General features: G+C 63.2%; 3 protein-coding genes. All 3 read right to left on the reverse strand.

Annotation, left to right across the window (positions count from 1 at the left end; all coding sequences use genetic code 11):
* Nucleotides 1-288: 288 nt before the first annotated feature.
* A complete protein-coding gene (locus V3572_RS12855; RefSeq protein WP_332111413.1) occupies nt 289-1,146 on the reverse strand; it encodes an HDOD domain-containing protein in 858 nt (285 codons plus the stop codon).
* 28 nt (nt 1,147-1,174) lie between these two features.
* The gene (locus V3572_RS12860) at nt 1,175-2,071 is read right to left on the reverse strand and encodes a tetratricopeptide repeat protein (RefSeq protein ID WP_332111414.1); all 897 of its coding nucleotides are present in this window, start codon (nt 2,069-2,071) and stop codon (nt 1,175-1,177) included.
* A gap of 145 nt (nt 2,072-2,216) precedes the next feature.
* On the reverse strand, nt 2,217-2,755 hold a 539-nt coding region (gmk, locus tag V3572_RS12865), incomplete at its 5' end, for a guanylate kinase (RefSeq protein WP_332111415.1).

A 2,755-nucleotide genomic window follows, 5' to 3' on the forward strand; every position in this document is an offset into this window, starting at 1 on the left:
AACGGCATCGGGGCTGCCGCCCCGAGCCCCGCCCGGGGGGACCAATGTCCCCCCGGACCCCCCGTCACCGTGGCGTTGCCCCTGCCACGTCGCGGCAGGGGCAACGCCACGGAAACCGGGTGTTCGGCAGGGGCACAGGCCTTAGGCCAGGAGCCTGTGCCTTTGGGCACGGAACCTTGCGGCCCCAGGCCGACGCAAAAGCGTCGGCCTGGGGCCGCACGTTACGGGTCCAGGGGGCTTAGCCCCCTGGCGGGGGGCGTGGGGGGCGGCGCCCCCCACACGCCTTTGTTATGCGGCGGCGGCGAACAGGTTGGGGGGGCGGGAGGCCAGGACGGTTTGGATGGATTCCAGGGTATCGTCGAGGGAGAGGTGGAACTTGGCCAGCACGTTCTGCCAGGGTGCGGTGGCCGGAGCGACCGGGTTGGCCAGGAAGTGGATGATGGCGTCGGCGGTACACAGCGTCAGGGCGGCGCGACGATGGTCCGGGGCGTGTGTCGGAGCATGGTGCCAGTTGACGGGTTCGGTGAGTTCGGGCGGCAGGTTCCAGGCCTTGAGGATCATGGAGCCGATGAGGCCGTGGTCGAGGCCCCAATAGCGGTCTTCGGCCTGATGAAAGGGGATGACGTCGGTCTGGGCCAGGGTTTCGATGGCCTGCCAGTCGGCCGGGCGGTGCTGGGCGGTGAGGAGTTTGCCCAGGTCGTGGAGGACGCCGGCGGTAAAGAGGTTGTCGCCGTCGGGGGCGCCGAGGGCGGGGGCCAGTTCCTTGGCGGCCAGTCCCACGGCCAGTTGGTGTTCGAAGTAGCGGGAGATGTCGAAGCTTCCGGGCAGCGGGTGGAGTGTGGCGATGTGGCGCACGCCCAGGGCCAGGATGAGGGTGCGTATCTCGTTTAAACCCAGCACGGTGACGGCGCGGTTGACGGTGCGCACTTCGGATTGCAAGCCGTAGAAGGCGGAGTTGGCCATAGTCAGGACTTTGGCCGTGAGCCCCTGGTCCTTGGCGATGGTTTCGGCGATGTCGTCAAGGGGGGCCATGGAGCCGTCGCCGGTCTGGATGAAAAGTTTGTTGAGCAGGATGGACGAGAAAGGGAGCTCCAGGCGCAGGGTAGGCAGCTCCAGAAGAAAGCTTTGTCCGCGTTCGTGGTTCATGCTCTCTCCAGGGGGCGTCCGGGGAAAATCAGGGCTGCTCGCTGATTGGTCCGCCGGTTTCGGGATCGGAAGGTGAATGAGGGGCTGCGGTGTCGGCGCTGCCGAGGATGTCGGCGGCGGTCTGGCCGGGCAGCAGATTTTTTTCCACCAGGTAGGCGATGAACTTCCTCGCCGCCATGAGGTCGGGATTGATGTCCAGGGCCTTTTTTAAATATTCGAAACACTGCTCGATGTTTTTTTTCTCGAAAAAGGCCCGGGCGATGTTGTAGAGGAGGTGTTCATCGCTTTGGGTCAGGTCTTCGGCCCGTTTGTAATAGTCCAGGGCCTGGTCGAGCATCTTGTTCTTGCGCAGGTTGATGCCGAATTCATTGAAAAGATGCTTGTGTTCTTTGTCGAAGGCCGCATCCAGCCGGACCAGGCGTTCGAAGATGTCCTGGGCCTTGTTGGCCTCGCCCCGGTCCAGGTAGGTGAGCCCCAGTCCGAAGTTGGCCCGGACGTTTTCCTCGTCCACGACCAAGGCCTGGCCGAATTCGAGTTCTGCGCTAAAGATCTCCCCCTTGCTGCGGTGCTTCTCACCCTTGACGATGGTCATGTTGAGTTCGCGCATTTTGGGGTAGACGGTGCTGACGTAGAATTCCGGCTCCGGGGAAAACTTCTCCAGGAGCTCGTCCACGGTGATTTTGCGTTTAGGACCGGAGGGGACGTAGTTTTTGTTGAGGGGCTGTATCTCCAAGAGCTTGTCGTCAAGCTCTTCGACGAACCAATACATTTTCTGAATGGTTCTCCGGGTGGTGGTGCCTGTGCCCACGCGCTGGATGGCCTGGGTGGAGAAGACACCTTTGATCCGGTCATGCGCCTTGCCGGATGCATGGTGCTTTTCACCGTCGGGTACGCGTACGGTAAAGAGTTCGTTCTTGTCGGCCATTGTCGATGCCCCTTGCTTTCGGCGTTGCGATCCCCTGGGGGCTTTTCTCAAGATATACTCAAAGAATGCCGGATTTGGAAGGAGTTTTTGCCTTCCTCCAAGTTCGAGGGGGGAGGACTCGGGGCCAAACCCACGAAACCCGGCCTCAGCGGAATTGGGCCACCAGGCTCTCCACAAGTCCGGGCACAAGCCGGGTCCGGGAGCGTTCGGCCAGATACACCGCGCGCAGCCGGTCCAGGGCCTCGGGAAGGACATCGTTGACCACCAGGTAATCGAAGCTGGCCGCCCGGGCGATCTCGCCCGCCGCGTTGGCCAGCCTGCGGGCGATGATCTCAGGGGTTTCGGTGCCCCGGCCGGACAGCCGCCTGGCCAATTCTTCCCGGGACGGCGGCAGGATGAACACATAGGCCCCATCCGCAAAAACCTGGCGCAACTGGTCGGCCCCGGCCACGTCGATGTCGAAGAGCACGTCTTTTCCCGAGGCCAACTGGTCCACCACCGGGCGCATGGGCGTGCCGTAGAAATTGCCGTGCACCTTGGCCCATTCGGCGAAATGTCCGGTATCCCGTAGGCTGGAGAATTCCTCCTCGGACATGAAGTGGTAGTCGCGGCCGTCCACCTCCCCGGGCCTGGGCGGGCGGGTGGTGGCGGACACGGAGAAGGTCAGTTCCGGGAATTCCCGGC

Source organism: Desulfolutivibrio sp. (assembly GCF_036584575.1).
Classification (GTDB): domain Bacteria; phylum Desulfobacterota; class Desulfovibrionia; order Desulfovibrionales; family Desulfovibrionaceae; genus Desulfolutivibrio.